Here is a 26,074-nt window from a genome sequence, read left to right on the forward strand (position 1 = left end):
TAAATATTCAGACTATTCCGATAAAAATTCAATTTAGTTTAGTAAATGGGCAGTTTAGTTCATATTGGAGAAAAAATGAACCCGATATAATCGAGATAGAAGCCGTCACTTAGGAGATGAAAGAGGGAGGTACATTATGGAAAAGAAAGACACTGGCCAGGGCATTGCGGCGCCGGAGGAGGAAAACAAGGGTAAGCGGCTGGAATTTTACATCGGCCCCGTCGGGTCCGCCGTCCCGATCCTGTTTTTTATCGTGTGGGCGATCGGGTGCAGTTTTATCAACATTTCTACGGAACAGAGCCTGATCGTCGGCGCGGTGATCGGGCTCGCCATCGGACTCTTTCTCTGTAAAAATTCTGCGGACGAATATCTGGAAGCGCTGACGAAGGGGATGACCCAGTCCATTGCGGCCATCGCGATCGTGGCTTGGTTCTGGGCGGGCACCTTCGCTTCTATTCTTCAAGTGGGAGGACTGGTCCAGGGGCTTGTCTGGCTGGGCGTTTCCACGGGAGTAAGCGGCGCGCTGTTCACCACCATCACCTTTATTCTATCCGCGGTGTTCGGCACGGCAGTGGGGACGGGCTACGGGACGCTGGTGGCGTTCAGCATGCTCATGTATCCCGCCGGCGTCCTTATGGGAGCCCATCCGGTGGTATTGCTGGGAGCCATCCTCAGCGGCTCGGCTTTTGGAGACAATCTGGCGCCGGTATCGGATACGACGATCATCTCCGCCGCCACCCAGGAGACGGATATCATGGGCGTGGTGCGGTCCAGGTTCAAGTATTGCATCATCGCTGCGATCCCGGCCTGCGTGCTGTTTATGGTGTTTGGAGGAACCGGGGTCGATGTGACCAACTCGGCGGAATCCATGGCGCTGATCGATGCCTATGTCAATCCGAAGGGGCTGATATTGCTGATCCCCTTTGTCCTGGTTCTGGTCTTGGCTTTCCGGGGCAAGAACCTGATCTACTCGATCTCGTGGGGGATCATTACGGCTATTGCAGTGATCCTCATCGCAGGGCTGGGCACGGTGAAGGATATTCTGTATTTCAATGTGGAAGAAGGCGTGCTGGAAGGCGCTGTGGTAAACGGCATCGGAGGGTATCTGAACATGGCGGTGCTGATCATGCTGATCATGGCGGGAGGATATCTCATAACCGTTGGAAATCTGATGGCTATGCTGGAAAACGCTATCCTCAGCAGGGTGGGAAGCTCTGTGAAGAAGGCGGAGCTGGCGATCTGGGGTCTCGTGGCCCTGCTCAACTCCATGATGAGCGTCAACGCGGCGGCGGAGATCACGGCGGCGCCCTTTGTCAACAGCATCGGAAAGACCTTCAATATTCATCCCTACAGGAGAGCGAACATGTTGGACGCCATCACGGCTGCCGGCGGCTTCGTCCTCCCCTGGAGCGGCGGCATTTTGCTGGGCGTCTCGACGATCAACGGACTGACCTCCACCTACGATTTTATTCCCAAAATGACCACCGGAGAAGTGTGGTTTACCGCTTTCCACGGCTGGATGCTGGTGATCGTCATGCTGGTGGCTGCGCTGACCAGCTGGGGGCTGCAGTATAAAGGACCGGACGGGAAACCTTGCAGGACCAATCAATTGATAAGCGGGAAAGGAAGGTAAGCAAATGGATGGCAAGATGAAGGCACTGGTAAAGTACGACGCCGCGCCCGGCTGCGTGCGGATCGAGGAAGTGGATATACCAAAGCCGGGGAAAAATGAGATACTGGTCAAAATCACCGCCGCTTCGATCTGCGGCTCAGACTACCATGTCTACAGCTGGGACGTCTGGTCCCAGCAGCGGGTAAAACCGCCTGTAATCATGGGCCACGAGTTTGCCGGAGAGATCGTGGAGGTCGGGGAAGAGGTCAGGGCTTTTCAGGTAGGAGATCACGTTTCCTCTGAAACACATTTTGTCTGCGGCAGATGCGATCAGTGCAAGACGGGAAACGGGCACATATGTGAGAACACTGTGATCCTCGGGATCAACGTAAACGGAGCCTTTGCGGAATACGCAGTCATTCCCGAGGCCAGCGCCTGGCTGAATGACAGGAATGTGGATCCGGCTCTGCTGGCCATACAGGAGCCTCTGGGAAACGCCGTGCACACGCTGATGGCGGGCGAGGTGACGGGAAAGACCGTGGCGGTGGTGGGCTGCGGCCCTATCGGCATTCTCGGCGTGGCGGTGGCCAGGGCGATGAGCCCTGCCAGACTCATCGCCGTAGAGCCGAACGCCTACCGCGGTTCGCTGGCCCGCAGGCTGGGAGCTCACGTGGTGATCGACCCTTCAAAGGAAGACACGATCAGCCGGATCATGGAAGAGACGGATGGCAAAGGCGTGGAGGTAGTGGCCGAGATGAGCGGAAATGTATCCGCGACACAGCAGGCGTTTAAATATATCCGACCCGGCGGAAGGATCTCTCTTCTGGGACTTTCTTCAAAGGAAGTAACCCTCGATCTGGACAACGACGTGATCGGCAAGGGGATCACTATAAAAGGGATCACAGGCAGAAGGCTGTTTGAAACGTGGTATGCGGCAAAGGGACTCCTTCAGTCTGGCGGCCTCGACCTGGCGCCGGCGGTGACTCACCGGTTCGCAATGGAGGATTTTCAGCAGGCTTTTGAGCTGATGAAGGAGGGAAACAGCGGAAAGATCGTGCTGTACCCGGATGTAACGATGATGAGGGAGGAGCAGCTATGACCCAGGCGCAGGCGAAGTCCTTATTTGCAGAGAAACTAGCGGCGGAGAAAGGGAAGGGCACGTACAGGGAACTGATCCGTCTGGAGGGCGCCAACAGCGCGGTGGTCAGTATCGGAGGCAGGAACATGATCAACCTGTGCTCCAATAATTATCTGGGACTGATCGACCATCCGGCGCTGAAAAAAGCTGCGGCCGAAGCTTTAGAAAAATATGGAGTGGGGGCCGGATCGGCTCGAAATATCATTGGAAATACAAGGCTGTACGAAGAGCTGGAACAGTTGATCGCAGAGTTTAAAAACGAGGAAGCCGCTGTAGTGTCCCAGTCCGGATATAACTGCAATCTGGGAGCCATCCCCGCAATAATGGGTGAAGGAGATCTCATCTTTTCCGACGAGCTGAACCATGCCAGCATTATCGACGGGATGAGACAGAGCAGAGCGGAAAAAAAGATCTACCGCCATCTGGACATGAGCAGCCTGGAGGAGGCGCTGAAGGAGCGCCGTGGAAGCTGCCGCAGGGCCATGATCGTGACAGATACCGTTTTCAGCATGGATGGGGATATCGCGCCGTTGCCCGATATGGTGGGGCTGGCCCGGAAGTATGAGGCTATGGTCTACGCCGATGACGCCCACGGCACAGGAATTCTTGGCCGCGGCGGCCGGGGAACGGTGGATCATTTCGGCCTGACCGGACAGGTGGATTTTACGCTGGGAACACTGTCGAAGGCCATTCCCGCCGTTGGAGCCTATCTTTCCGGCAGCAGCGAGATGCGGGACTGGGTCGTGCGAAACGCCCGGCCCATCCTGTTCAGTACCAGCCTGCCCCCGGCGGCGCTGGGCGCAGCCGCGGCGGCCATTCGGCTGCTGATGGAGTCCACCCAGCTGGTAGACCGGCTGTGGGAGAATACGATCTACTTCAAGGAAAAGCTCCGTGAGCTGGGATTTTCCACAGGACGCAGCAAGACCCCTATCGTGCCCGTTATCCTGGGAGCGGAGGAAAAGGCGGTCCGTTTCAGCCAGGAGCTTCAGAAAAAAGGCGTGCTGGCATCCTCCATTACCTTCCCCGTAGTGCCGCGGGGGCAGGCCCGGGTCCGCTGCATCGTAACCGCCGGCCACACCGAGGACCAGCTGGATCAATGCCTGGACGCCTTCAGGACCATCGGACAGGAGCTGGGTGTGTAGAGATAGAGTCGCTGGCTGAGGGATCACACGCGTAACGAAAAGGGGGGGCCGGATCCATCCGGTCCCCCTAAGTATGATCGGACGTATGGCCCCGGCAAGATCACTATTCAGCCGAAGATCTGACGGGCAGGCTCATGCTGACTGTGGTCCCGGAGCCCGGTGCGCTGTCGATGTCAAACTGAAAATCTTTTCCATAATACAGACTCAGCTTGGAACAGATCATCATCAGACCGCTGGAATAATTGATATCCAGCAGATGGTGGTCTGTTTTGTAGTGGTCCATCAGACTGCGGAGCTCGTTCAGCTTCTCCGGAGAAACGCCGCGTCCTCTGTCGCGCACGGTGATTTTCACATAATTTCCGCATTTCCGCGCACAGAGAGAGAGCATGACCGGCAGGTCCGGTCTGTTGGAATAGCCGTGGATGAAAACGTTCTCAACGATGGGCTGCAGACAGTTGAAGGGGACGAAGCTCTCCCGGGCTTCCGGCTGAATGTCGATATGAAAACATGGGATCTCTTCCAGTTTCAGCATTTCCAGATCGAGATAGTTTTTGACCGATGAGATCTCCTCGCTGAGCTTGACAAATTTCGTGTTGACCTTCAGATTGTGGCGCAGAAGATTGGCAAGGTTCAGGATCGCGCCATAGGTCTGCCCGGCGTTTTCGCGCAGCGCCAGAGAGCCGATCGAGTTCAGCGTGTTGAAGAGGAAATGCGTGTTGATGCGGCTGCTGAGATAAAAATCCTGACTGAATTTCAGGGTCCGCTCCAGAGCGGTATTGCTGCGGGACAGACTGCTGGTCAGCGCTTTGTTCTTCTGAAGCTCCAGATTGTTTTTCTGCAGGATCAGATAATCTACAATGTTTTTGGACAGCTTTTCCAGATTGTAAAAGATGGCGTTGACGCGGCTGTCGGGAAGGTCGCCGCCGCTTCCGACGGGACCGCCCTGGATCTTGCCGATCTCGCGGTCTTCAAAGCGCACAGGCACGGAAAAGACCGTGTATCCGTAACGGCACACGGAAAGACAGAAACCATGATCGTACTTTCGATCGCAGCGGCACTGCTTTGCATAGACCTCACAGGCGTAGGGATCCGTCTGAAACGCGCATTTCTCCACGCAGAACTTGGGAAAATTTCTGCCCCGGACTACGACGTTCTCCTCCAGATCGAAAACGGTGACGGGCATCTGATAGGAGCTTCCCAACCGTTCAAAGATGAGATCCATCTCCTCGCCGGGCCGCAGCAGTTTGTCGATGCTGATATCCTCCGCGGCGTCCACAAAATCAGAGATGGAGTCCGAGCGGACCTCTTCCGGAATAGAGACGATGATATACTCAAAGACCTCCGGGCTGCAGTTTACGATCTTATGGGTGATGCCGGCCTTCAGCACATAGGTGTTCTGGGGGATGAGGTAAGTCACCGTATCGTTGACATACTGTTTGCCGCGGCCGGAAAGGATGTAAAGAAGCTGATCATCGCCGATGTGGAGATGCTCCTCCATCACTTTGCCGGGAAACAGTCTGCCGATGCCCACGCTGATTATATTTTCGGTCCTGGGCTCGTAGATCCACTCCGTCTCGCCCCACTCCAGATATTGTTTTTTCGGATGCTCCATGGCGGCCTCTTTTCTTCCGGCGGCGTCAATACCAGTTATCGCGGTTTCGGTATTGAGCGGGCGTTTTTCCCGTGGCCTCTTTGAATTTTTTATAGAAGTAATTGGGGTTGTTGTATCCGACCTTTTCCGCGATCTGGTCGGCGGACAGGTCCGTCAGCAGGAGGAGCTCCTCCGCCTTGCGGATCCGCGTCTGGTTGACGTACTGTGTAAATGTGGTGCGGCAGTGCTGGCGGAACAGGTGCGCCACATTGCTGGAGCTGGTGAAGAAGGATTCTGCGCACTGATTCAGGCTGATATTTTCCATGTAATGTTCGCCGATGTACCGGAGGATCTTGTTGAAAAGAATATTTCGCGTGTAATTCTGTCCCAGAAGCTTCTCGGTGGCCTCCACGAACTGAGTGGGGTCGACAGGTTTCAGAAGGATGTCCTTGGCGCCCAGGCGCAGGGCGTTCTGCGCATATTCAAAATATCCGTAGGCGGTGATCACAATGAAGCTGATATCCTCATGGTACCGCTCTCTCGTCCGCTCTATCACTTCGAGCCCGCTCATGCCTGGCATCTTGATATCGATGAACACGATGTCGGGCTTTTTTTCCAGGATCAGGACCAGTGCCGCGTCTCCCGTAGCCGCCTCTCCCACGATCTCAACAGGCGCGCCGTTTAAGCGCAGTAGGTTTTTGATCAATTCTCTGGCAAGTTTTTCGTCGTCCGCAATAATCGTTTTTTTCAATAATGTCACCCTTTCAAGCGGAAAAACACTTCCAACCAGCCCCGTATGCTTTTCTAAAATTATAAGATAATTTAAGCGGAATGTAAACACAGGGACAAAAAGGGGGCTTTGAACGGCTTGAAATATCTCCGCAACAGTATTTGTTGACAAAAAAGTTAGAATCACTTAATCTAAGGGGGAAGGAGGGTGGAAATATGAGGGTGAAAAACCGCATCAGCAGACCGCTGCTGTATGAGGAGGTAGTGGGCGAACTCTACAAGATAATCGATCAGAGCAGTCTGCAGCCAGGGGACAAGCTGCCGTCGGAGCGGGAGCTGACCGAGAATCTTGGCATCAGCCGAAACGTTCTGCGGGAGGCGTTTCACGTATTGGAGAGCCGCGGGATCATCGTATCGCGCCAGGGAAGCGGCCGGTATCTGAGAGCGCTCCCCCGGGACGAAAACGTCAGCGCTAAATATCACAACATGTCCAAGAATCTGGAGCGTTATTCTCTGATGGAGGCTTACGAGGTACGGCAGGTCCTGGAGGTCAAGGCGGTGGAGCTCATCATACGCAACGCGGATGAGAGCGATATCGAAGACTTGAAAGACGGCTACAAAAGACTGGAAAAGAAGTTCTCGGAAACCCATACGACGGCAGGTGAATTTGACCTCCATCGTTTGTATGCCAAAAAGACAGGCAGTCAATTCATGGAACAGACGCTGGATCTGGTCTTTTCCGCTATTCTGGATATGATGAGCACGACGTTTCGGGATATCATGACGACTCATGAAACAGAGAAGGAGCTGCGCTCCCACTGGAAAATCATCGAAGCTGTGGAACAGCGGGATCTGGAGCTGGCAAAGAAGCGGATGTTCGACCATATTCAGGACACGATCGAAATGCTGAGATAAAAGAGTTCCCTTCGGAGCCGTACGCTCCCCGCGGGACCGTTCTCACAGCGAAGCTTTTTGGAACAAACGGATAGATCAGCGGCGATAGTTCCTGTGTTATAAAAAAAGATTGACATTCCGGATGTTCAGACGTAAAATAAACGAAAGATAAGTCAGATAATTCTGACTTGGGGCGCAGCGGAGCGCGCCATTATTTTTTCCTATAAGTGGGTGACCAAGTGAACAAACTCATGGCCCGGAAAGGATGAAACATGGAAGTACTGGAAAAGATGCTGAGTGAAGTGAGCCGCGGTGAGATGGATAAGACGGTCCGGTGGATGGTGGAGAATACGCCGTACCGTCTGGCAGGAAGCGAGGACGAGAGGCGGGCCTCCGAGTATGTCTGCCAGCGGATGAGAGAGTATGGTCTGGAGGTTGAAAACGAGGAGTTCTATACGTACAACAGCGATCCGCAGTACTCAAAAGTGGAAGTTTTATCACCTGAACCCATGGTGATCGAAAGCCTGCCGTGCGCGCACATCAAGTCGACGGACCCCCGGGGAGAGGAATTCGATCTGGTGTACGTAGGAACGGGATCCTATGAAGCGTACGAGGGGCTGGACGTCAGAGGAAAGATGGTGCTGGTGGAGGTCTCCTACGCCCCTCCTGTCCCGGAGAAAGGAAGGATAGCCTGCGAGATGGGGGCGGCGGGAATGATCTGCATGAACTGGGGAAACGACGAGGAGGTGATCTGTCACAGAGGGCTGAAAGCCGTGTGGGGCAACCCGACGGAAGAGACGTTTCCGGACATACCGGATATCATCGGCGTGGGCATCACGAGACTTTCGGGTCTCAGACTGAAGGAGCTGTGTCTCTCCGGAGCGCCGGTCAGACTCCGGATCACGGCGGTGGCTACCCGGACGTGGAGCAAGGTGCATCAGCCCAAAGGCATCCTCAGAGGAAACGGGACGTCCGATGAGTTTCTTCTGGTCTGTTCCCATCTGGACGCGTGGAAGCCGGGCGTCACGTGCAACGCCACCGGGAACTCCACCGCGCTGGAGATCTGCCGGATCTTTTCGAAATACAGAGACAAACTGGATCGGGATGTATACTTCGTTTTCTGGAACGGACATGAGATCGCGGAGGCGGCGGGTTCGACCTGGTTCGTTGACAAGTACTGGGATCTTCTGACGAAGAAGTGCGTCTGCTACATGCATATCGATTCCACGGGAGTATCCCAGACAAAGATCTTTGAGATCAAGGCCTCCGACGAGCTGCTGGGATTTTCAGAAGAAAATGTGACGGAGCTGATCGGAGGCGAGATCCGCGCCATGGCGCTGAAGAAGATCGGAGATCAGAGCTTCATGGGCATCGGCGTTCCCTCCGTGACCCAGAGAATGTCCTTCACGCAGGAGGACATGGACAGAGCCCACGGAGCGACTCTCGGCTGGTGGAACCACACCAAGGAGGACGGCATCGACAAGTGCGACCTTGCGATCCTGGAAACGGATACGAGAGTGACGTTGGCGCTGCTCTTCAAGCTGGCGTCGGCGAAGTGGCTGCCCTATGATTTTACGGGAAAATTCAGGGCGATCGAAGCCAGGGTGGACAAAATCGAGGAGATCTGCGGAGAAAAACTGGATCTCTTGGCGCTGCAGGCGAATCTCAGGGAAGCCCGGGAACACATTCTGGATATTCAGAGCCGCAGAGCCGGCTGTTCTGCCGACAAAGCGGGGTATTACAACCGCTTTATGAAAAACGTGTGCCACCTGCTGACAGATGTGTTTCAGACGTATGCAGGCAAGTATGAACAGGACAGTTACGGATATACGAAGCTCTCCAGTCCCATTCCGCTGTTTGCCGACGCAGAGCGTCTGAACGGGCTGCCGGAGGATTCCATGGAGTATGGCATGGTCCTGACGCAGCTGATCAAAAACCGCAACAGGATCAGCGACGCGCTGTATCAGATCTGCGAATTGGCCCGGCTCACAGAGCTGGTTTTATAGAGAAAATGATTGTATAAGGAGGAAGCGAGATGAAGAAGTCTTTGGCATTATTGATGGCCGCAGTCCTGGCTCTTTCCATGGCCGGCTGTTCCGGAAGCGGCGATACCGGCGATTCAGGCGAGGCCAAAACCAAAATTGTAGTGGCCGTCACAGCGGAAATTCTTTCGCTGGACCCGCAGGTCAATTCATCCACGCCCGGCGAGACCGTTAAGGATACGATCTTCGAGGGGCTGGTCAAGGCGGATGAGTTCAACGAGGTCCATCCCTCTCTGGCGGAATCCTGGTCCGTGTCCGACGACGGGCTGGAGTGGACCTTCAAGCTGCGCCAGGGAGTAAAATTCCACGACGGGGAGGAATTTAAGGCCGCCGACGTAAAGGCCACGCTGGAGCGTTATCTGACCAACGAGGGAAGCACCAGAGCGTATCTGTACAACAATATCAAAGAGGTGCAGATCCTGGACGACTACACCGTCAAGATCGTTACAAACACCGTGCAGGCCAATCTGCTGAACGTACTGGCATACGGCGGGGGCGGGATCATGAGCGCCAAATCTCTGGAGCGCAGCAACGACGAGATCGCGGCGAGTCCGGTGGGGACCGGTCCGTTTAAACTTAAGGAGGTCGTGACGGGAGAGTCCGCCACCGTGGAAAAGTTTGACGATTACTGGGGCGAGGGGTCTGATCTGACCGAGATCAAGTTCCTGACCGTCACGGAGGCGTCCACCAGAGTCAATATGCTGGAGACCGGCGAGGTGGATTATATCACAGGCGTGACGAAAGAAGATATCGCAAGATTTGAGGGCAATGAAAAATTCACCGTTCAGTATGCAGACAGCAACCGCGTGGCGCATCTGGGCTTCAACATGACGAAGACGCCCTTTGATAACAAGCTGGTGCGGCAGGCGATGAATTATGCCGTGGACCGCGAAGCGATCGTCGAGGGCGTTCTCGGAGGGATGGGAACGGTGGCCAGATCCGTGCTTGCCGAAACGACATACGGTTTCAGCGACGCGGGGGATATGTACACTTACGATCCGGCGAAGGCAAAGGAACTGCTGAAGCAGGCCGGCTATCCTGACGGCTTTGATGCGACGGTGGTGACCTGCGACGGACGATACTTCAAGGATAAGGCCACGGTCATGGCCGTTACATCTCAGCTGGCTGAGGTGGGGATCAACCTGAAAGTCGACGTTTACGACTGGGCCTCCTATCTTGATCTGGTCAAGACTGCCTGGGACGACAACAATACTGTAGAAATGTACTTCTTCGGCTGGGAGTCCGGTACCGGCGAAGCCTCCTATCTGTTCAACAGTCTGTTCACCAAGAAAAACTGGGCTCCGGTGGGCTGGAACACCATGTTCTATGAGAACGATGAGTTTGAAAAACTCAACGATCTGTCTTACAGCTGCACCGACGATACGGAGAGACTGGCCGAGTACGCACAGATGCAGAAGATCGTCATGGACGACGCGCCCTGGATGCCGCTTTTCGTCTTCCAGCAGGTCGCGGTCTACCGCTCGGATCTGAGCGGGATCACCCTTCTGCCCATCGAATTTCCGAGATTTACGGAATGTAAGATCAAATAACACTTTTTCGGGGCGGGAGAGCCGGAGACGGCGCCCGCCCCGGATCAAAACCGCCGGGACCGACGAGATCTGCGCCATCCCGGCGATCTGAGAATGAAGGAAGCGGAGCGACATGAAATATGTAATGAAAAGACTGCTGTCTGCTCTCGTGGTCGTGTTTCTGACCTCGATCATCGTCTTCTGCATCGTTCACCTGATTCCGGGCGATCCGGCTATGGTTTACGCAGGCGCGGGGGCGAAGCAGGAGCAGGTAGAGAACGTGAGAATTGAAATGGGCCTGGACAAACCGCTGGTCGTTCAATACATTCACTGGGCCGGAGGGATCCTGCAGGGGGACTTCGGTACCTCGCTGGCCACGAAACAGCCCATACTGCCTGTCCTAATGGACAAATTTCACAATACGTTTATCCTGTCGGCCCTGGGGATCGTGTTTGCCGTCGGCTTTGGACTGCTGCTGGGGATCGTCTCCGCACTGAAGCACAATTCGTTTATCGACCTGATCTCCATGTTCATCGCCATCATTGGGATCTCCATGCCGATCTTCTGGGTGGGGATGCTGCTGGTCATGGTCTTTTCCGTCCAGATGGGATGGTTTCCGGCCACGGGCAACGATACGTGGGTCAGCTACATACTGCCCACCATCACCATCGGCATGAACTCCATGGCCATCATCACCAGAATGACCCGCTCCAGCGTCCTTGAGGTGCTGAATGAGGATTACATGGTCACGGCCGTAGCAAAGGGGCTCAGGGGCAGGACCGTCATTTTGGTACACGCTCTGAAGAACGCCATGATCCCCATCGTGACCACCATCGGCATGCAGTTCGGGTATCTCATGGGCGGCGCGGTATTGACAGAGACGGTGTTTGTTTATCCGGGGCTGGGCCGCTATCTGGTAGACTCGCTGACGAAGCGGGATTATCCGGCCATTCAGGCGTCCATCCTGCTTCTTGCAGTCGTGTTTGTGGTGGTGAATTTCATTGTGGATTCCACCTACTACAAACTGGATCCAAAGATGAAGGATGCATAGAGGAGGCGGCGTGATATGAAATTTCTAAAGCGGCTTCTGAGCAACAAGCTGGCGGTGCTCGGAATATTTTTTATCCTGATCTTCCTGCTGGCCTCCCTGTTTGCCCCGCTGATCGCCACGCAGGATTACTCGGAAATGGATCTCTACAACGTTCTCGCGCTCCCCAGTGCGGAGCACCTGATGGGAACGGACGAGATGGGGCGCGATATTTTCAGCGGGATCATTTACGGAGCGCGGACCTCTGTGCTGATCGGCGTATCCGTTCTGCTGTTCGGCGGGCTGGTGGGAACTGCCATCGGAATTCTGGCCGGTTTCTTTGAGGGGAAACTGGATATGGTCCTCATGCGTATCATCGACACCCTGATGGCTTTTCCGTCTATTCTTCTGGCCATGTTCATGATCGCCATCATCGGGACCGGGCTGAAGGGAGCCATCGTAGCCGTCAGCATCGCCACGGTGCCGCGGTTTGCCAGAATCGTCAGAAGTTCGGTGCTGAAGACGAAAAAGAACGAATATGTGGACGCCTGCCGCGTTCTGGGGCAGAGCAATATGAAAATACTGTTCCGCCATATCCTGCCCAACGGCATGGCGCCGATCATCGTACAGGCCACGCTCACGTTCAGCGAGGCGATCCTGATCATTTCAGGACTGGGCTTCCTGGGTCTGGGAGCGGATCCCATGAGCGCGGAGTGGGGGGCAATGCTCTCCAACGCCAGAGCGTACCTGATGACAAAACCGCATATCGCGATCTTTCCGGGGATCGCCATCGCTATCACTGTGCTTGGCTTCAATCTGCTGGGCGACGGTCTCCGCGACACTCTGGATGTAAAGGAATATTAATGGTGACGACATGGAAAACATTTTGGATGTAAAAAATCTCCATACGTATTTCTATACGAAGGCCGGCGTGTCCAAAGCGGTGAACGGAGTAAATTTCAGCCTGCGGGAAGGCGAGATCCTGGGAATTATCGGGGAATCCGGAAGCGGAAAAAGTGTAGCGGTCAAGTCCATTCTTCAGATCGTGCCCAGGCCGGGAAAAATCGCGGAAGGGCAGATCATCTACCGCGGAAGGGATCTGCTGGCGGATAAGCAGGCCATCGGACAGGTGCGGGGGAAGGACATCACGATGATCTTTCAGGAGCCCATGACCTCTCTGAACCCGGTGCTGACCATCGGAAGACAGCTGACGGAAGGGATCCGGCTGCACCTGGGTCTGTCGAAGGAGGAAGCGAACCAAAGGGCCTGCGAGTTTCTGAAGCAGGTCAAGATCACCAATCCTGAAGAACTGCTGACCAGATATCCCCACCATCTGAGCGGGGGAATGCGCCAGCGCGTCATGATCGCCATGGCGCTGGCCACAGATACGAAGATCCTTATCGCGGACGAAGCGACCACGGCCTTAGACGTTACGATCCAGCAGCAGATCATCTACCTGCTGAAGGAACTGCGGGACCGGCTTCACATGTCGATCATCTTCATCACCCACGATATGGGCGTGATCAATGAGATCGCGGATAATACGGCAGTCATGTACTGCGGCAAGATACAGGAATACGCTTCCACCTACGAGGTAATGAAGCATCCCAGGCACCCCTACACCGAAGCGCTTCTGAAAGCGATCCCAAGCATCGACGCCGAACAGCAGAAGCTGTCCACCATACCGGGCAGCGTGCCCAGCCTTCTGGCGCTGCCGGAGGGATGCAGCTTCAGCAACAGGTGCACACAGTGCACCGACCGCTGCAGAGAGGAGGAACCGAAGCTGATCCGGCTGGAGGACGGGCATCGGGTGCGGTGCTGGAAGTACGACGGCCAGGGAGAGGTGGTGGATTCATAATGGAAGAAATTCTGAGAGTGGAAAAGCTGGAAAAGCATTTTATAAAGGAAACAGGGTTTCTGAAAAAGGAAAAAAAGGTGTTCAAGGCCGTGAACGATGTCTCCTTTCACATAAATAAAGGGGAGACGCTGGGCCTGGTGGGCGAAAGCGGCTGCGGCAAATCCACCACGGGCAGGATGATCGTGGACCTGATCCAGCCCACCTCCGGCAGTATTTTTTTCGAAGGGAAAAATATCGCGGACAGAAGCAGGGACAGGAAGAGTCAGCTTGAGATCAGGAAGAACATTCAGATGATCTTTCAGGATTCCTACGCGTCGCTGGATCCCAGGCTGACGGCGGGGCAGGCGGTGGAGGAGGCCCTGGATATTCACCGCATCGTTACGGGCAAAAAGGAAAAGCGCGAATATATCGAGAAGATCTTTGCGGACGTGGGTCTGCAGAAGGAGCAGATAGACCGTTACCCCCATGAGTTCAGCGGCGGTCAGCGGCAGCGCATCGGGATCGCAAGAGCGATCTGCCTTCAGCCCAAGATCATCATCTGCGATGAGCCGGTGTCTGCGCTGGATGTGTCCATACAGGCTCAGATCATCAACAACATGGAGGAGATCCAGAAGAAATACGGGATCTCTTATCTCTTTATCTCCCATGATCTGTCCGTGGTAAAGCATATATCGGACAGGGTGATCGTCATGTATCTGGGATACATCTTTGAGGAGGCCTCTAAGGAGGAGCTGTTTGCAAGGCCGCTGCATCCTTATACGCGGGCGCTGGTGGAGGCGACGCCCAGCACCAATCCCGACCTGCCCAAGCGAAACAAACCCGCTCTGAAAAACGAGATCGACACTTCGCTGATCGGAGTCTGCTGTCCCTTTGCCAACCGCTGCGACAGCGTGAGCGATATCTGCTGGAAACAGGAGCCCTCTGTGACGGAGGCGGCGGACGGACATAAGGTGCGATGCCACCTGTATAAATAAGAAGGAGACTGGAAAAGAAGACTACTGGAGGTAAAAAGATGCGCGTAAATACGATCGGAGAAGCGGTCCGGGCCATGTCGGTGCATATGGCGAACATGTATTATTATATGACAAAAGCCGTTCTGGAAGATTTCGGAGACGAGGCCAGAAAATCCTTTGAGCGGGCGATCATCGATTTCGGACATGAACGCGGACGGAAGATCGCGGAACAGGTCAGGGCGGACGGACTGCCGCTGACGCTGGAAAACCTGGATCTCTATTATGATATTCCCATCGCGGAGGGCTGGGATGTTCACCGCAGCTACGAAAATGACGAGAAGCACAATATAACGGACAGCTGCACATTTGCAGATGTATGGATGGAAAAAGACTGGGCGGAGATCGGCCATATTTACTGTCTGATCGATATCGCGCTCCGCGAGGGTTACAGTGACAACGTGGAATTCCGGCCGGTCCGCAATGTGCTGAAGGGCGACGGCTGCTGCGAGTCCCTGACCGTGTATAAGGATAAAACAAAAAAAGGGGAGCTGTTATGAGGATCAAAGTGATCATACCCAACAGCGGCATGGACAGGCGGACACTGGACGACCGTGAGCGCATGCTGGCGCGGGCGCTGTCGCCGGACACGGAGATCTGTGTGGACTGCATTGGCAGCGGTCCGGATTCTATCGAATCAAACACCGACGAAGTCCTGGCGGGTACGGAGATCGTGCGGGAGTGCATCCGGGCGGAGAAGGAGGGCTTCGAAGCGGTGATCATCTACTGTTTCAGCGATCTGGCCCTGGACGCGGCCAGAGAGAATGTGTCCATACCGGTAGTTGGGCCCGGGGAGGTGACGCTGGCGGCGGCGGACATGATATCCGACCGCTTCACCGTGGTCACCACGGTCAGTGGGAATATCGTGCGGACACGCCGGCGGCTCATGAAAAACAGAACCGCCCGGGACAAGATGGCTTCCGTGCGGGCTCTGGACATTCCCGTCACAGAACTGCGTGAAGATCCCGCCGCCACGAAAAACTATCTGGCGAAGGTCTGCCGGGAAGCGGTGGAGCAGGACGGCGCAGATACCATCGTACTGGGCTGTCTGGGCATGGCGGATTACGGCGACCAGCTGGAGCGGGAATTCGGCGTGAAGGTCCTCGATCCGGCTTTTCTGGCGGCGGCCTTCGCGGAGCTGGCGGTCCGCACGGGCCTTCTCCACAGTAAACGGGCGTACCCGGCCTACCGCAGAGGAAAAGAAAATGGATTATAACAAATATTTTATGGATCTCTTGAGCCGTCTCGTCTCGATACCGAGCCAGTCGCAGAACGAGGAGGACTGCGCGGCCTTTCTGGCCGGACTGCTGAGAGACGACCTGGGGATGGAAGCGAGACTTGAGCGGGTGGAGGGGAAGAGCTGCAGCGTGACGGCGGCTCTGAGCGGAAGCGGTCCAAAAGCCTGCGGCAGTCCCGCGGAGAAGAAACAGCGCAGACTTTTGCTGGGCGGACACATCGATACGGTCTCTGCGGCAGAGGGGTGGGATACGGATCCCCTCCGGCTGACGGTAAAGGGAGACCGGGGCTACGGTCTGGGCGCAGCCGATATGAAAGGCGGTCTGGCGGCTCAGGTCACTGTTCTGAAGAAACTCATAGACGAAGGAGCCTGTTTTGCAGGCGAGATCGAATTCACGGCTCTCTGCGATGAAGAACGCCATTCCATCGGAGCCAACGATTACGTTCAGAGAAAGAGATCCGATGAGCGGCAGGAGATCCCCGACTTCGCTGTTTTCGCAGAACCGCATTACGATAATATCGTAACGGGCGCTACGGGGAAGGTGCTTCTGTCCCTGGAGATACGGGGGACAGCCGGCCACGCAGCCAACCCGGAGACGGGTGTGAACGCCATCGACTGTACGGCGGCTTTTTTGGATGAGATCAACAGGGTCTATACGCCGCAGTATCTGGCAGGGCGGCGGGCTTCCCACTGTATTCTGCGCATCGGGAGCAAATACGGAGGCTACAGTCTGAACATTCCCGAGGTGTGCACGGCTCTGCTGAATAAACAGCTGTACGTGGGCGAAGAAGCGGAAGCGTTCATCGGAGAGCTGAGAGAACTGTATACCCGCCGGGTGGGAAAGGGGGATCTTTCCATCAGCCGGGAGGTGCCGTACTATCCCTCTTATGAGCTGGACCGCAGCCATCCGGACCTCAGGATGCTTTTGAAGCTGCTGGAGGACGGTTATGAGAGCCGGCCGGAACTGCGGCTGAATCAGAGCGTCAGCGACGGCAATATCCTGTACACTCAGCTGGGTATCCCCACCCTTCTCTTTGGGCCGGAGGGACACGACTACCACAAGGCTAATGAGTACATCGTACTCTCAACGGCATACCGCTATATGGATATGCTGTACGATTTTATACAGCTGTATTTTAAAAGGCCGTTTCCGGGATAGATCCGGAAGCGGCCTTTTAAAATGACGCGGACAAAACTCAGGAGAGATGATCGGGGAAGAAACTTGACAAATTGGTTTACATATTGTAGACTGAAATTGGTCTACAATATGTAAACCAGGGAGGATATTATGGAGAGAAGACTGACAGAAGCAGAGTCGAGGCTGGCGGACCTGATATGGGAGCGGGAGCCTCTGTCGTCGGCAGATCTGGTGGGGCTTTGCGGGGAGCGCATGAACTGGAAGAAGTCCACCACCTATACGATGCTGAGACGGCTTGAAGAAAAGGGGATCTTCAAAAACGAGGGGGGAGTCGTACGGTCGTGCGCCACCAGAGAAAGCTTTTATGCGGAGCAGAGCAAGGCCTTTGTGGATAAGACCTTCGGCGGTTCTCTGCCCCGGTTTCTGACTGCGTTCACGCGGAGCCAGAAACTGACGGAGGAGGAGATACAGGAACTGCAGAAGCTGATCGACGAACACAGGGAGGGATAGAGATGGAAGGGGTATTTCTGAAAGTCCTGAATATGAGCATCACGGCGGTCTTTGTGATCCTGGCCGTGATCTGTCTCAGACTGTGCCTGAAGCGGGCGCCGAAGATCTATTCGCACGTCCTCTGGATGCTGGTGCTCATCCGGCTGCTCTGTCCCGTCTCCATACAGAGCGCGCTGAGTCTGCTTCCGGTGGGTCCGGAGACCGTGCCCGGCCATATCGCCTTCGAGCCCACACCGCAGATCCACAGCGGGATCTCCGCCGTGGATCAGGCCGTCAGCGCCGTTCTTCCGGCGGCGACGCCTTATGCCAGCGTCAATCCCATGCAGATCTATCTGTTTCTGGCCGCGGCGGTCTGGGTCTGCGGCGTGGCGCTGCTTCTCAGCGGAAGCGCATGGAGCGTCCTGCGATTCCGCAGGCAGCTTAAAATGGCTGTGCCTGCAGGGGAAGGCGTCTACGAACTGGATACCGTGGAGACGCCCTTTGTGTTTGGGATCCTGCGCCCGGCGATCTACCTGCCGCCGGGATTGGGCGGGAAGGAGAAAGGCTACATTCTGGAACACGAGAGGACGCATATCAGGAGACTGGATCATATTGTAAAGCCGCTGATGTATCTGGCCGTCTGCATTCACTGGTTCAACCCTCTGGCATGGGCCGCCTTCGCTCTGATGAGCGAGGATATGGAGCTGTCCTGTGATGAAAGTGTGATCCGGCGCATGGGCAGCCAGGTAAAAAAGGAGTATTCCGCCTCGCTGCTGGCCCTGTCTGCAAATAAACGGTTTTTGGGAGGCTGCCCGCTGGCCTTCGGCGAAAAAAATGCAAAAGGGCGTATCAAAAATATATTGAACTACAGAAAACCGGCGATCTGGTGGGCGGTTCTCGTGATGGCTGTGATCGCCGCCGCTTCCGTGGGGCTTCTGACCGACCGGGCGTCGGCGGAGCCTTCGGGGCTGCCGGACCCTGCAGGGCCGGGCAGCGCATCCGCCCATGGACAGGCGGTCAACGTTTCCTCACGGTTGGATTCTCTCTTTGAAAAACTGATGGAGGCCGCGCCGGGCTCATCCGCGCCTTCCGCGTACATTGAAGCCGATACGGCCACATACCGGGCCATCGTTAACGATGGCGACAGCGCGCTGCTCTACTGTTTTTCCGCCTTCGAACAGGGCGGGCAGACAGGACTGAAAGGCGCTCTGATGGAACAGGTCTGCCGGGAGCTCTGCGGGGAGGACGGCAAAACGGCGTCTGCCACAGGTCAGGAGTGGTATGAGGCGTACAAGGAAAAGGCCATGAGGCGCCTGGAAGAAAAGGGCGAGGCTGAGATGGAAAAGCATATGCCGCAGATGTTTCTCCTGCTCCAGTTCCTAAACGGGCAGTATCCGGACATAGGGGGAGAGACGCGCCTGCCGGATTACTCTTATGAGGGAGACGATCCGGTCCTCAGACTGGTCTATGATACAGAACTTTACCGGGAAAGCAATTACCGGCGCGACGGGGCCTTTCTGGTGCCTGCCGTCCGCCTGCACGGCACGTTTCGGGAAGAAGATAAATTGAAAGTGTTCGCCACGGTCTACGACGCTCTTTATACCGTGTGGGGTGAAGAGGTAAAGGACGCAGGAGGGAGCGTGATACCCGCGGCGATCACCTATGTGGAATCCCCGGACGGTTCCTTCCAGCTGGAATCATATGAAACGGCGGAAGACGGAAATGCGTTTCACAAGTCGATCGAAAGGTTCTGCACTATGCCCGTATCCGGCCGGCGCATCGAAGGGCTCTCTGAAAAAATTCTGGACCATTACGGCGGCTATGAGGACTTGGCCGAGCTCCAGAGAAACAATCTGATCGACCATTTGAGAAGCTGCGGGATCGAACGCGCATGGCTGATAAACGCCGGGGAGACCGGGGCGGAGCCGCTGTTTTAAAGAGCGCGGCATTCTTTCTTCTGAACGGCCCATTTTTTCTTGACCCTTGAAAAAGAGCGTCTTCTGACCTAAAATGAATGTATCAGGGAAAGATTCCCTGTGTCCCTTTGCAATACAGATACAGAAAGAGAAGGTGAATCATGTTTCCTGAGATGATCAAGAAAAAATATGAGTTGTCGGAAGAGGCTGCTGTTGAGCTGCTGAAAAACGGTTGTTATGGAGTGCTCTCCACCCTGTCCCCGGACGGCTACTGTTACGGGGTGCCCCTGCACCACGTGCTGATCGGCCGCAGGCTCTATATGCACTGCGCTCCAAAAGACGGGCACAAGCTGGAGGCCATCAGGAATCACCCTCAGGTGTGTTACACGGTGGTGGACGGCAGGCTCATGCTGCTGGAAGGAAAACGGGACACCCGCTATTCCTCCGTCTGCGTTTTTGGCAAAGCTTTTATGGTAACGGATCGGGAGGAAAAAGCGGAGGCGCTGACGGCGATCATCGAGAAGTTTGATCCGGTGAGCATGGAGTGGATCCAGAAATACACCCAGGGAAGTATGCCGGTAGGCGTCATCGGTATGGACATCGAACATATCAGCGGCAAATCGTCCTTCCTGGAGGGAGACGTGCCGGAGCTTTAAAAACCAGCGTCCCAAAAGCCATCAGAACATGCGCAGCTGCTCCCCGGGATCTGCGGCTGGAAATGCGCGCAGGTATTCGAAAATCTCGTTTACATGGTGCATGACGCCGCGGGCCCGGCACTCCCCATGGAAAAGCTCCATCAGCTTGTCATTATTGTCGCTGATGCATTGGTAGGACAGGCCGTAGCGCCTGATGTATTTTTCCTTCAGGCCGGGGAAGGAGCGGTCCAGCGCGGCATAAAAGTATTCCCGGTCGCCTGAACGCATGGTCGTGCCAATGCCAAAGCAGAGGATCCCCTTTACACCGGCCCGGAAACTGTAATCCAGAATGCCCCGCAGGTTTTCCTCCGTATCGTTGAGGAAGGGCAGTACCGGAGACAGCCACACCACCGTGGGGATCCCGTGACCGCGCAGGGTCGTCAGCGTCTCGAAACGTTCCTGTGTAGTGCTGACATGAGGCTCCAGGATCCTGCACAGTTCTTCGTCGAAGGTGGTCAGCGTCATCTGGACCACACACTTGGCTTTGCGGTTGATGCGGCAGAGCAGATCCAGATCCTGCAGAATGCGGCTGGATTTTGTCTGGACGGCGACCCCGAAGCCGTACCGCTCTGCGATCTCAAGGCACCGGCGGGTCAGGCGCAGGTCTTCTTCGCAGTGCATGTATGGGTCGCACATGGCCCCCGTCCCGATCATACATTTTTTTCGTTTTCTTTGCAGCGCGTCCTCCAAAAGCTGGGGCGCGTTTTGTTTTACTTCAATGTCTTCAAAATCGTGATCCATCTGATAACAGGAGGACCGGCTGTCGCAGTAGATACATCCGTGGGTGCAGCCGCGATATAGATTCATGCCGTTTCCGGCGGATAAAATTCCTTTGGCGTTGACAAAATGCATCGGTTCATCTGATCCTTTCAGCGAATGATATTCTATTAAAGATATTCTATCACGCAAAACATGACGACAGTATGTCATATTTATGATCTGCGTCAGCATGAATTTTTTTACTATTTAAAAATAGAATTTTTATAATATTGTAAGAATTGCATTGCAACTATATTAAGCTCGTGTTACAATTTATAAAATTACAAAATTAAAGTGAACGCTTTAATTTATATCAAAAAACGAGGTAAATACAATGATTGGAAAAACGGCTGCAAAAAAGGTCTGCGACGAGCTGAATTCTTATTTTCATCCCGGGGATTATGACGATCCGGCGCAGAACGGCCTTCTGGTGGATTTTGCCCAGGAGATAGAAAAGGTCTACACGGCCACTTTTGCAGGATCCGAAGTCCTTGGCCAGCTGCGGGCCCGAGGCGCGTGCGACTGTCTGCTTTTCACCCATCATCCGCGCTCTCAGCGTGAGGAGGGCCGGGAACCGCGGTCATTCTCAGAAGAAGAGCTGGCTTACATGAAGGAAAACAGGATCAGTCATTTCAGCCTTCACCTTCCGCTGGATCAGACCGGGCCCTATTCGCCCGGCGTTAGCCTGGCCAGAGCCATCGGCGCTACGCCGTACAATGTATTTTACGAGGAGAACGGCGCTGTCATGGGACTTTTCTGTACGGGTCCCTGGCGCACCGTCCATGACATAAGGCAGACGGCGGAGCGTACCCTGGGACACCCGTGCAGTCTTTACCAATACGGGGATGCTGCGCTGCAGGACGGAAAGATCGCCATCATGGCCGGCGGGGCCGGCGAGACGGACATTTTTCCGCTGCTTCACAGGGAGGGCATCCGGCTCTTTTTTACAGGAGTGACGTCCCCGTCTGTGGACTGGTTCACTTCTTCCCACGCAGTGGCGCGGTCCCAGGAGATCAGCCTGATGGGGGGTACTCATTACTCCACGGAAAAGTTTGCGCCCATGGCCATGTGCAGATACTTTGAAGAGAGAGGGCTGCCGGCGGAATTCATCGAAGAGACGCCGGTCTTTTCCGAGCTTTAGGGGGAAAGGCGGGCCTGCCTCCGGACGGGATGTGGAAAGGTTTATTTGAAAGGGTAACGTGCCGGTGCGCGGACAAGACAGAGATCACCGCGGCCGGCTTCACGCAAAACAGAAAAAAGGGAGGGGAACGTGGACGTAATCACTGCAATCAGCGAACTTCTGCCGGAATTGAGCCGGACGCAGCAGCGGATCGCGAAGTTTATCATCGGTAATCCCGATGCAGTCTGCTTTTATACATTAAAAACATTTTCAAAGACGGTGAACGCTTCAGAAGCCACGATCCTGGGGTTCTGCGCCAAGACGGAATACAAGACCTTCGCGGGCGTGAGAGACGCGCTGAAGGAGTATCTGCAGAGGCGTCTGTTCTGGAATGACAAGCTGGAGATGTCGGCGGACCAGTACAGCGCTGATGAAAGCACGTTCAACAGTCTGAAAAAACTGCACGCGGAGAGCGTGGAGGAGACGCTGGACCAGCTGAACTACAGAGCGCTGGAGGCCTTTGTGGAGGCGCTGGACAACGCGGGGCGCATCTATATCGCCGGTCACGGCGTTTCCCGCACCATCGCCAAATTTTACGAAGATAAGCTGGGGGACACGGGAGCGGACGCGGTGCTGGTGGATGTGACGGATTACGGCGCCGTGCTCAAAGCTCTGGCGCACTACAGGCAGGAAGACGTCTTTATTCTCATCACGCTGCCGTTTTATTCGGCTCAGACCGTGGCCATCGGCGAATATCTGGACAGCGTAGGGGCCACGGTGCTGGCTGTTACGGACAAGATCACCTCGCCCATCGTAAAAAACGCCAGGGCCACGCTGCTGTGCAGGTCTGACGCTCTGGTGTTTCACAATTCGGTGGCTTCCTGCGTCGCGCTGGCGGACATCCTTTCTTCCATGCTGATCCTGAAGGACAAGGAGCGGTTCCGCAATTACAACGAGAAGACGAAAGAGATCGAGGGATATTTCAGAAGTCAGGCGATCCCGGCCTACACCAACGAATATTTTTATACAGATCTATCTGGCCTTGGGCCTGAAATAAAGGAGGAGAATAGATGTATTTAATTCGAAATGTTGCGGTGTACGATCCGGCGCCGCGGGGCGTGCAGGACATACTGATCATCAACGGCGGGATCGCCGCCGTGGGAAGTCATCTGGACCCGCAGATACCAGGGATCCGGGAGATCGACGGAACGGGAAAGACAGCTGTCCCCGGCTTTGTGGATCAGCATGTGCACGTGACCGGCGGCGGAGGGGAGGGTGGTTTTCACTCCCGGACGCCGGAACTGATGCTTTCCAGCGTGATCAAAGCCGGCGTCACTACGCTGGTGGGGGTCCTGGGTACAGACAGCTTTACCCGCAGTGTGGAAAATCTGGTGGCGAAGACCAAAGCGCTTAAAAATGAAGGGATCACGGCCTTCTGTCTGACAGGCGCATACGCCTATCCGCCGGTGACGGTCACCGGTTCTGTGGCAAAGGATATCGTGTACATCGACGAGATCATCGGATGTAAGCTGGCTACGTCGGACCACCGCTGTTCCCGTCCCACCAAAGAGGAGATCATTCGGCTGGCTTCCGATATCCGCATGGCGGCCCTTGTTTCCGGCAAGCCCGGCGTGCTGCACATCCACCTGGGAGGGATCGGCCGCAAGCTGGCGGAGATCATGGAGATCGTAAAAGAGGCGGAGATCCCCATCACGCATTTCCGGCCCACGCACATGGACAATCATCTGGAAGAAGCGGTCCAGTTTATGCAGATGGGAGGCTGGTCCGATTTCACAGCGGAGCCCGATAAGGCCGGGGATCTGTACGATGTGATCAACAAAGCGGGGATCCAGCGAATGACGGTGAGCTCGGACTCCAACGGCAGCATCCCTGTGTGGAACGACAAGCGGGAGATCATCGACGTGAAGGTAGGCGGCATGGAACCGCTCTACGAAGTGATCCGCAATCTCATCGTGGACTACGGCGTACCCATGGAGACCGCGATCTCGCTGATCACCGCCAATGTGGCGAAGGCCCTGAATCTGTATCCGGCAAAAGGCGCTCTGCTGCCGGGAAGCGACGGGGACATGGTGCTGCTGGACGGGGATCTGCGGGTGGACAGCGTGTTTGCCAAGGGAAGATTGATGATGCTGGATAAAAAGCTGAAGGCAAAGGGCGCTTTTGAAGAGATCGCGCTTGATGTGGAGGAAGGAAGACATGTATAAATATGTGCTGAAACGGCTGTTGATGATGATCCCGGTTTTGATCGGCGTTTCGTTTCTGGTATTTTTCATTCTGGCTGTCTCCCCTGGAGATCCTGCGAGAATGATCCTGGGCGAACAGGCCACGCAGGAGAGCGTGGACGCTCTGCGGGATGAAATGGGCCTGGACGATCCTGTCCTCGTGCGCTACGCACATTATATGGGGGATGTTCTCCACGGGGACCTGGGCACTTCCTACAAGACGAAGCTGGACGTGCTGATGCAGGTGCTGGATCGTTTTCCCAACACGCTGATCCTGTCCGTGGCGGGCATTCTGGTGGCTCTGGTCATCGGCGTACCCATAGGGATCCTGTCGGCCAAGCGCCAATACAGCTGGGTGGACAATCTCACCACGGTGCTGGGACTGGTGGGGGTAGCCATGCCAAATTTCTGGCTGGGCCTGCTGCTGGTCATGCTGTTCTCGCTCCATCTGGGCTGGCTCCCGTCTTCGGGTATGGGAGAGGGTCTGGTTCCGATGATCAAGAGTCTGATCCTGCCGGCGCTGACGCTGGGCACCGGGTGTGCGGCAAGCATCATGCGGATGACGCGGTCCAGCATGCTGGAAGCCATGCGGCAGGACTATATCGACACGGCCCGTTCCAAGGGGCTGAAGGAAAGCTACATAACAAAGTATCACATGTTTAAAAACGCGCTGATCCCCATTATTACCGTTATCGGGCTGCAGTTCGGCATGCTGCTTGGGGGAGCCGCTCTGACGGAGACGATCTTCGCCTGGCCGGGGCTGGGCCGTTTCATGATCGAGTCCATTAAATCGAAAGACATGCCCATGGTGCTTGGTTCTGCCATGTTTCTCGCGGTAATGTACTCCGTGGTTAACCTGATCGTGGATATTTTATATGCATATGCCGACCCGCGTATCAAAGCGCAGTATAAACATTAGGAGGAGCAGACATGACGAGCAAAGAACTTGTACAAAGCAAAGAACTTGTACAGAACAGTGAGATTATGCGCCGCTCCCTCTGGATGGACGCGTGGAGACGTTTCAAGAAAAATAAAATGGCTGTCTGCAGCCTGGTGTTTTTAATGATCCTGGTGCTGATCGGTCTCAGCACGATCGTCATCGACATCGCCACGGACAATGCGATCTACGACTCCCTGATCATCAAGCAGGACCTGACGGACCGCTTCGGTGAACCCAGCGGCGCGCATATTCTGGGACTGGACGAATTTGGAAGAGATATTCTGCTCCGCATCTTATGGGGAACCAGATATTCTCTCTTCATGAGCGCGGCGGCCATCGTGGCGGCGGCCATGGTGGGGACCATCATCGGGGCGATCTCAGGATATTACAGCGGCATTGTGGACAATGTGATCATGCGTCTGATGGACGTGGTGCTGGCGCTGCCGTACATGCTGCTGGCCATCGCTATCGTGGCGGCTTTGGGGCCGGGTCTGGTCAATGTGCTGATCTCCATTGCCATCGGCTATGTTCCGGAATTCGCCCGCATTATCAGAGCTTCCGTTCTGTCGGTGCGCGAGAGGGAATTTATCGAGGCGGCGAAGGCGCTGGGCGCTTCCGACCGGGTGATCATTTTCAACCAGATCCTGCCCAATGTGCTGGCTCCGCTGATCGTGCAGATCACCATGGCTATGGCGGGAGCTATCCTGTCCATCGCCGGCCTTTCTTTCCTGGGACTGGGCATTCAGCCGCCGCTTCCTGAATGGGGCGCTATGCTGACCAACGCGCGGGCCTACATCCGCGACGCCTGGCACATCACGGCCTTCCCGGGACTCATGATCCTCCTGACCATACTGGCGCTCAACATCGTGGGAGACGGGCTGCGCGACGCGCTCGATCCGAAGCTGAAAAATTAGTGTGCCGACCCGTTTTGTGAGCGGGACAGTACGCTAGGTAAATAGAAAAGG

24 protein-coding genes are annotated in these 26,074 nt (G+C 55.4%); 21 read left to right on the forward strand and 3 right to left on the reverse strand.

Annotated features, from left to right (window positions below):
- Positions 1–136: 136 nt before the first annotated feature.
- From E0E37_RS06875 to E0E37_RS06885, 3 genes are read left to right on the forward strand one after another with little or no spacing between them, the layout of a single operon-like run.
- On the forward strand, positions 137–1,633 hold the full coding sequence (locus E0E37_RS06875) for a Na+/H+ antiporter NhaC family protein (RefSeq protein ID WP_130862305.1): 1,497 nt from the start codon (positions 137–139) through the stop codon (positions 1,631–1,633).
- Between the two features lie 4 nt (positions 1,634–1,637).
- Complete coding sequence (gene tdh / locus E0E37_RS06880; protein WP_130862306.1) at positions 1,638–2,711, forward strand: L-threonine 3-dehydrogenase; 1,074 nt, start codon at positions 1,638–1,640, stop codon at positions 2,709–2,711.
- Positions 2,708–3,892, forward strand: a complete 1,185-nt coding sequence (locus tag E0E37_RS06885; RefSeq protein ID WP_130862307.1) for an aminotransferase class I/II-fold pyridoxal phosphate-dependent enzyme — start codon at positions 2,708–2,710, stop codon at positions 3,890–3,892. The genes tdh and E0E37_RS06885 overlap by 4 nt, the downstream gene beginning before the upstream one ends.
- 103 nt (positions 3,893–3,995) lie before the next feature.
- Here E0E37_RS06885 and E0E37_RS06890 read toward each other — a convergent pair whose 3' ends face one another.
- Together E0E37_RS06890 and E0E37_RS06895 are read right to left on the reverse strand one after the other, a co-directional pair.
- Positions 3,996–5,504 carry a histidine kinase gene (locus E0E37_RS06890; RefSeq protein WP_130862308.1) on the reverse strand — a complete coding sequence of 503 codons (1,509 nt, stop codon included), beginning with the start codon at positions 5,502–5,504 and terminating at the stop codon, positions 3,996–3,998.
- Positions 5,505–5,529: 25 nt separating this feature from the next.
- A complete protein-coding gene (locus E0E37_RS06895) occupies positions 5,530–6,234 on the reverse strand; it encodes a response regulator transcription factor (RefSeq protein WP_165445253.1) in 705 nt (234 codons plus the stop codon).
- Positions 6,235–6,428: 194 nt separating this feature from the next.
- Between E0E37_RS06895 and E0E37_RS06900 the strand changes: the two genes are divergently transcribed.
- The 13 genes from E0E37_RS06900 to E0E37_RS06960 all read left to right on the forward strand — a co-directional run bounded on the left by E0E37_RS06900 (position 6,429) and on the right by E0E37_RS06960 (position 20,008).
- On the forward strand, positions 6,429–7,127 hold the full coding sequence (locus E0E37_RS06900) for a FadR/GntR family transcriptional regulator (protein ID WP_130862310.1): 699 nt from the start codon (positions 6,429–6,431) through the stop codon (positions 7,125–7,127).
- 251 nt (positions 7,128–7,378) lie between these two features.
- Positions 7,379–9,112: a M28 family metallopeptidase gene (locus E0E37_RS06905; protein ID WP_130862311.1), complete on the forward strand. Its 1,734-nt coding sequence runs from the start codon at positions 7,379–7,381 to the stop codon at positions 9,110–9,112.
- 29 nt (positions 9,113–9,141) lie between these two features.
- Complete coding sequence (locus tag E0E37_RS06910; protein WP_130862312.1) at positions 9,142–10,698, forward strand: ABC transporter substrate-binding protein; 1,557 nt, start codon at positions 9,142–9,144, stop codon at positions 10,696–10,698.
- A 112-nt stretch (positions 10,699–10,810) separates the two neighbouring features.
- Positions 10,811–11,728 (forward strand): ABC transporter permease, encoded by a 918-nt coding sequence (locus tag E0E37_RS06915; protein ID WP_130862313.1) that lies wholly within the window; start codon positions 10,811–10,813, stop codon positions 11,726–11,728.
- Between the two features lie 15 nt (positions 11,729–11,743).
- Entirely contained in the window at positions 11,744–12,568 is an 825-nt protein-coding gene (locus E0E37_RS06920) for an ABC transporter permease (RefSeq protein ID WP_130862314.1), read from the forward strand.
- Between the two features lie 10 nt (positions 12,569–12,578).
- Entirely contained in the window at positions 12,579–13,562 is a 984-nt protein-coding gene (locus E0E37_RS06925; RefSeq protein ID WP_130862315.1) for an ABC transporter ATP-binding protein, read from the forward strand.
- A complete protein-coding gene (locus tag E0E37_RS06930) occupies positions 13,562–14,536 on the forward strand; it encodes an ABC transporter ATP-binding protein (RefSeq protein WP_130862316.1) in 975 nt (324 codons plus the stop codon). The genes E0E37_RS06925 and E0E37_RS06930 overlap by 1 nt, the downstream gene beginning before the upstream one ends.
- 38 nt (positions 14,537–14,574) lie before the next feature.
- A complete protein-coding gene (locus E0E37_RS06935; RefSeq protein ID WP_130862317.1) occupies positions 14,575–15,072 on the forward strand; it encodes an L-2-amino-thiazoline-4-carboxylic acid hydrolase in 498 nt (165 codons plus the stop codon).
- On the forward strand, positions 15,069–15,788 hold the full coding sequence (locus E0E37_RS06940; RefSeq protein ID WP_130862318.1) for an aspartate/glutamate racemase family protein: 720 nt from the start codon (positions 15,069–15,071) through the stop codon (positions 15,786–15,788). The genes E0E37_RS06935 and E0E37_RS06940 overlap by 4 nt, the downstream gene beginning before the upstream one ends.
- Positions 15,778–16,968 (forward strand): M20 family metallopeptidase, encoded by a 1,191-nt coding sequence (locus E0E37_RS06945; protein WP_130862319.1) that lies wholly within the window; start codon positions 15,778–15,780, stop codon positions 16,966–16,968. Before E0E37_RS06940 ends, E0E37_RS06945 begins: the two co-directional genes overlap by 11 nt.
- Positions 16,969–17,097: 129 nt before the next feature.
- The gene (locus tag E0E37_RS06950; protein ID WP_130862320.1) at positions 17,098–17,457 is read left to right on the forward strand and encodes a BlaI/MecI/CopY family transcriptional regulator; all 360 of its coding nucleotides are present in this window, start codon (positions 17,098–17,100) and stop codon (positions 17,455–17,457) included.
- Between the two features lie 2 nt (positions 17,458–17,459).
- Positions 17,460–19,373, forward strand: coding sequence for a M56 family metallopeptidase (locus tag E0E37_RS06955; protein ID WP_130862321.1), 1,914 nt, complete (start codon positions 17,460–17,462; stop codon positions 19,371–19,373).
- A gap of 140 nt (positions 19,374–19,513) precedes the next feature.
- Positions 19,514–20,008, forward strand: coding sequence for a pyridoxamine 5'-phosphate oxidase family protein (locus E0E37_RS06960; RefSeq protein ID WP_130862322.1), 495 nt, complete (start codon positions 19,514–19,516; stop codon positions 20,006–20,008).
- Positions 20,009–20,029: 21 nt separating this feature from the next.
- On the opposite strand, the gene E0E37_RS06965 is transcribed toward E0E37_RS06960, so the two are convergent.
- Positions 20,030–20,854 (reverse strand): SPL family radical SAM protein, encoded by an 825-nt coding sequence (locus tag E0E37_RS06965; protein ID WP_330548554.1) that lies wholly within the window; start codon positions 20,852–20,854, stop codon positions 20,030–20,032.
- Positions 20,855–21,140: 286 nt separating this feature from the next.
- Here E0E37_RS06965 and E0E37_RS06970 point away from each other — a divergent pair, with 286 nt between their 5' ends.
- From E0E37_RS06970 to E0E37_RS06990, 5 genes are all read left to right on the forward strand, one after another.
- Positions 21,141–21,947 carry a Nif3-like dinuclear metal center hexameric protein gene (locus E0E37_RS06970; protein WP_130862324.1) on the forward strand — a complete coding sequence of 269 codons (807 nt, stop codon included), beginning with the start codon at positions 21,141–21,143 and terminating at the stop codon, positions 21,945–21,947.
- Between the two features lie 129 nt (positions 21,948–22,076).
- Positions 22,077–23,006: a MurR/RpiR family transcriptional regulator gene (locus tag E0E37_RS06975; RefSeq protein ID WP_130862325.1), complete on the forward strand. Its 930-nt coding sequence runs from the start codon at positions 22,077–22,079 to the stop codon at positions 23,004–23,006.
- Positions 22,997–24,151 (forward strand): beta-aspartyl-peptidase, encoded by a 1,155-nt coding sequence (iadA, locus tag E0E37_RS06980; RefSeq protein WP_130862326.1) that lies wholly within the window; start codon positions 22,997–22,999, stop codon positions 24,149–24,151. The genes E0E37_RS06975 and iadA overlap by 10 nt, the downstream gene beginning before the upstream one ends.
- Complete coding sequence (gene nikB / locus E0E37_RS06985) at positions 24,144–25,088, forward strand: nickel ABC transporter permease (RefSeq protein ID WP_130862327.1); 945 nt, start codon at positions 24,144–24,146, stop codon at positions 25,086–25,088. Before iadA ends, nikB begins: the two co-directional genes overlap by 8 nt.
- Positions 25,089–25,099: 11 nt before the next feature.
- On the forward strand, positions 25,100–26,023 hold the full coding sequence (locus E0E37_RS06990; protein ID WP_130862328.1) for an ABC transporter permease: 924 nt from the start codon (positions 25,100–25,102) through the stop codon (positions 26,021–26,023).
- The last annotated feature ends 51 nt before the right edge of the window (positions 26,024–26,074 follow it).

Origin of the sequence: Bacilliculturomica massiliensis (assembly GCF_900605495.1) — a bacterium.
GTDB lineage: Bacteria > Bacillota > Clostridia > Peptostreptococcales > Anaerovoracaceae > Bacilliculturomica > Bacilliculturomica massiliensis.

Excerpts from the sequence above, each read along its gene's own strand:
- E0E37_RS06945 (WP_130862319.1), top strand. The coding sequence starts at position 15,778 with ATGGATTATAACAAATATTTTATGGATCTCTTGAGCCGTCTCGTCTCG.
- iadA (WP_130862326.1), top strand. The coding sequence starts at position 22,997 with ATGTATTTAATTCGAAATGTTGCGGTGTACGATCCGGCGCCGCGGGGC.
- E0E37_RS06905 (WP_130862311.1), top strand. The coding sequence starts at position 7,379 with ATGGAAGTACTGGAAAAGATGCTGAGTGAAGTGAGCCGCGGTGAGATG.
- E0E37_RS06935 (WP_130862317.1), top strand. The coding sequence starts at position 14,575 with ATGCGCGTAAATACGATCGGAGAAGCGGTCCGGGCCATGTCGGTGCAT.
- E0E37_RS06920 (WP_130862314.1), top strand. The coding sequence starts at position 11,744 with ATGAAATTTCTAAAGCGGCTTCTGAGCAACAAGCTGGCGGTGCTCGGA.
- E0E37_RS06900 (WP_130862310.1), top strand. The coding sequence starts at position 6,429 with ATGAGGGTGAAAAACCGCATCAGCAGACCGCTGCTGTATGAGGAGGTA.
- E0E37_RS06915 (WP_130862313.1), top strand. The coding sequence starts at position 10,811 with ATGAAATATGTAATGAAAAGACTGCTGTCTGCTCTCGTGGTCGTGTTT.
- E0E37_RS06885 (WP_130862307.1), top strand. The coding sequence starts at position 2,708 with ATGACCCAGGCGCAGGCGAAGTCCTTATTTGCAGAGAAACTAGCGGCG.
- E0E37_RS06970 (WP_130862324.1), top strand. The coding sequence starts at position 21,141 with ATGATTGGAAAAACGGCTGCAAAAAAGGTCTGCGACGAGCTGAATTCT.
- E0E37_RS06955 (WP_130862321.1), top strand. The coding sequence starts at position 17,460 with ATGGAAGGGGTATTTCTGAAAGTCCTGAATATGAGCATCACGGCGGTC.
- E0E37_RS06930 (WP_130862316.1), top strand. The coding sequence starts at position 13,562 with ATGGAAGAAATTCTGAGAGTGGAAAAGCTGGAAAAGCATTTTATAAAG.
- E0E37_RS06965 (WP_330548554.1), bottom strand. The coding sequence starts at position 20,854 with ATGAATCTATATCGCGGCTGCACCCACGGATGTATCTACTGCGACAGC.
- nikB (WP_130862327.1), top strand. The coding sequence starts at position 24,144 with ATGTATAAATATGTGCTGAAACGGCTGTTGATGATGATCCCGGTTTTG.
- E0E37_RS06890 (WP_130862308.1), bottom strand. The coding sequence starts at position 5,504 with ATGGAGCATCCGAAAAAACAATATCTGGAGTGGGGCGAGACGGAGTGG.
- tdh (WP_130862306.1), top strand. The coding sequence starts at position 1,638 with ATGGATGGCAAGATGAAGGCACTGGTAAAGTACGACGCCGCGCCCGGC.
- E0E37_RS06950 (WP_130862320.1), top strand. The coding sequence starts at position 17,098 with ATGGAGAGAAGACTGACAGAAGCAGAGTCGAGGCTGGCGGACCTGATA.
- E0E37_RS06910 (WP_130862312.1), top strand. The coding sequence starts at position 9,142 with ATGAAGAAGTCTTTGGCATTATTGATGGCCGCAGTCCTGGCTCTTTCC.
- E0E37_RS06925 (WP_130862315.1), top strand. The coding sequence starts at position 12,579 with ATGGAAAACATTTTGGATGTAAAAAATCTCCATACGTATTTCTATACG.
- E0E37_RS06940 (WP_130862318.1), top strand. The coding sequence starts at position 15,069 with ATGAGGATCAAAGTGATCATACCCAACAGCGGCATGGACAGGCGGACA.
- E0E37_RS06960 (WP_130862322.1), top strand. The coding sequence starts at position 19,514 with ATGTTTCCTGAGATGATCAAGAAAAAATATGAGTTGTCGGAAGAGGCT.
- E0E37_RS06990 (WP_130862328.1), top strand. The coding sequence starts at position 25,100 with ATGACGAGCAAAGAACTTGTACAAAGCAAAGAACTTGTACAGAACAGT.
- E0E37_RS06875 (WP_130862305.1), top strand. The coding sequence starts at position 137 with ATGGAAAAGAAAGACACTGGCCAGGGCATTGCGGCGCCGGAGGAGGAA.